This window comes from Mesorhizobium sp. M7A.F.Ca.MR.148.00.0.0 (assembly GCF_003997735.1).
In the GTDB taxonomy this organism is placed as follows: domain Bacteria; phylum Pseudomonadota; class Alphaproteobacteria; order Rhizobiales; family Rhizobiaceae; genus Mesorhizobium.
Window position 1 is genome coordinate 15,170 of sequence record NZ_RZTB01000114.1, and the last position, 2,599, is coordinate 17,768.

Sequence of the window (2,599 nt, forward strand, 5' to 3'; positions counted from 1 at the left end):
CCCCGTCTCCGTCTGCCGCTGCATGAAACTTGCGCTCACCCAAAAGGGCGCGCCACCGCCTGACGCTACAATCCGCTCCCGCAGGTCCGGACGGCGGGTGATAAGCCGGTGATCAAAACAGTTGCGACAGATCCTTCAAATAAATTTACAGAGTCTTCGCGATAACCAAATCGCTGACAATGCTAGGTTCACCACAGCGTTTGAGGTCAGGCACGGATAAAGAGCTGATGCCGATTTAACACTCAGACCGCCGCACAGCACGCTACGACGAGGTTAACAGCAAATGGCGAAAAGAGCGCTCATCCTGATTGAAGGCACGACGAGCAATGGTGCACGATACGTGAAAGCAGCCCAGCGTCTTGGTCTTCATCCAATTACCCTGTCGGCTGATCCAGCTCAGTACAACTATCTTGCGGCGGAAAACATTGAGGCAATCCGTGTCGATACAAACAATCTCGATGCGCTGTTCCGCGAATGTTCCCGGCTGGCTGCGACCTATGACATTGCCGGCATTACAAGCGCGAAGGAGGAGGTCTATGCGACAGTTGGCAAGCTCTGCCTGCATTTCGATCTACCGGGACCGGACCCCGCATCGATTGAGCGATGCTGCGACAAATTCACTCAACGTCAGCTCCTCGCGGAGGCCGGGGTTCCAATCCCTGCTTATCGCTTGGCAGCGAATGCGACGGACGTTGAAAGCGCTGCCGCGGAGATCGGCCTGCCGGTTATTCTTAAGCCAGCCGTCGGCATCGGCAGCAGCGGTGTCCGATTGTGCCGCGACGTTGATGAGTTGACCGAACATACGACCTATCTGTTGGGCGGGAAGCACATATGGCGCTCACCTCCGCGGATACTGGTCGAAGAATTCGCGCATGGCCCCCTTTATTGGACTTATATAATGGGAAATGAGATCATTGGGATTGAGGCGGCCGACTTCGGCCCTCTACCGTATTTTGTCTATCGTGAGGGCATCTTTCCGGCGGCTCTGACTGATGACGAGCATGAGCGTATCGCCGATCTTTCGCTGAGTTGTTTGCGCGCTCTCGGCCTTGGCTGGGGGCCAACGAATATTGAATTCCGGTGGACGAAGCTTGGCCCAGTCGTCATTGAAGTCAACCCGCGTCTTGCTGGCGGTACTCAGCCAGTTCAGTTGGCTTATGGTATTGATCTCGTCACCGAGCACATCAAGCTTGTTATCGGCGACGAATGGGATTTGCGCAAAAGGCATTCGCACACTTCGGCCTGGCGGTGCCTACTTCCTGATCGGGATGGGACCCTGGATTGGATCAATGGCGACGGTCGGGCGGCGGCTATACCAGGCGTCGCCGAGGTCAAACTTTTTGTTAAACCCAAGACGCCGATCGTAAGGAAAGGCGATTACCAAGACGCTATGGGATTTGTTATCGCCGCTTCACCCAACCTTGCTCATACTAAGGCGATACTTCAGCGTGCCGTCGACTTGATCAATTGGTCAATCACACCATTTCCGACTAGGGGCGAATAGGACAATGTGCGGCCTTTACCTCCCCGACTGAAGAGAAGCGGTGATCACACCGGAGGCGATTGCGGCAGGATGCCTTCGAAGAAAGCGCAGCCGCGTCCGGTCGCTTTGGGCGGTCATCGAGAATGGGGTCAAAGTGCTGAAGCGAGGCGGAGACGGAAACGATCACATAGGGCATCGTCAGCAAACTGGTGAAGCTGCCCCAAAGGAGAATTACCTGTTTCGAGGCCACCCGCCTCGCAGATGGATTACTTTGGCAATGAAAATCACGCCCAACCTTGAGTCTCGAGCGCTACAACATCGGTCCGCAGTGAAGCGCTAACCGAGCACATGATGTCTTCGCGACCGAGGAGGTCGAGCGCAGCGTCGGTGCGATGGTAAAGCTCTTTGGTGGCAGCAAACGTGTCTCCCGGGCTTCATAGTGGTAAACTGAGTGTTCCGCGCGCGGCAAAGACAAATAAGATGAACGCGGCAGGCGCGACGAAGCCGGTACAACGCAGCCATTAGATCGGAGGTCGAGAGTTGCCATCAGCCAGCAGATGGCGACAGTTTGCATTACCAGCCGAGGGAGGTGACTTGAAAGCCCAGCCAGATAGAGCGAAATGCCGGATTCCCGAGCGGTGGCGAAATTGGATCCGCATCTGCGCCCGCCAAACTGTTCATTCAATCTGACTCTCGCTCAAGGTCCGTCGCATTCCTCTACAGCCGGAAGATGCCGCCACCACTAGTCTCTCATGTTCCCTGTCAAGGCTGAGCGTAAGACGATGGTCTGCTCGGCGTGGGCGAAGCAGTTGGATCGGCTGAAGCTGCACAGGGCTGGGGGTGGAGCTCAGAGACGACGGCTGATCAGACTCTCATCCGCGGGTTCGATACCGCCTTCCGTGTCTTCGTCTCGGGGCTGTCCTCTGTCTAGCCTCACGGCGTTGCGTTCGGCCAGCGCTTTATAGCCCGCGTATCCGTCGACCTGCAGGGTTCCATACAAAGCCCTGAAGATGCCGGATCGGTTTCTCGGCCTTGCGGTCCGGTGCGTAGAGATAGGCGACGTCTGGCGGATCGGTCCCGCCCCACGGGCGCTCGTCACGGGCGTAGGCGAACAAC

1 protein-coding gene and 1 pseudogene are annotated in these 2,599 nt (G+C 56.8%); one reads left to right on the top strand and one right to left on the bottom strand.

Annotated features, from left to right (window positions below; all coding sequences use genetic code 11):
* Positions 1-283 precede the first annotated feature (283 nt).
* The gene (locus tag EOB49_RS27615) at positions 284-1,504 is read left to right on the top strand and encodes an acetyl-CoA carboxylase biotin carboxylase subunit family protein (RefSeq protein ID WP_127382844.1); all 1,221 of its coding nucleotides are present in this window, start codon (positions 284-286) and stop codon (positions 1,502-1,504) included.
* Between the two features lie 907 nt (positions 1,505-2,411).
* Here EOB49_RS27615 and EOB49_RS38025 read toward each other — a convergent pair.
* Positions 2,412-2,599: pseudogene (locus EOB49_RS38025) on the bottom strand (transposase); the annotation flags it as partial.

What these genes read in the sequence shown, in the direction of transcription:
- EOB49_RS27615 (WP_127382844.1), top strand. Translation starts at nt 284, where the DNA reads ATGGCGAAAAGAGCGCTCATCCTGATTGAAGGCACGACGAGCAATGGT.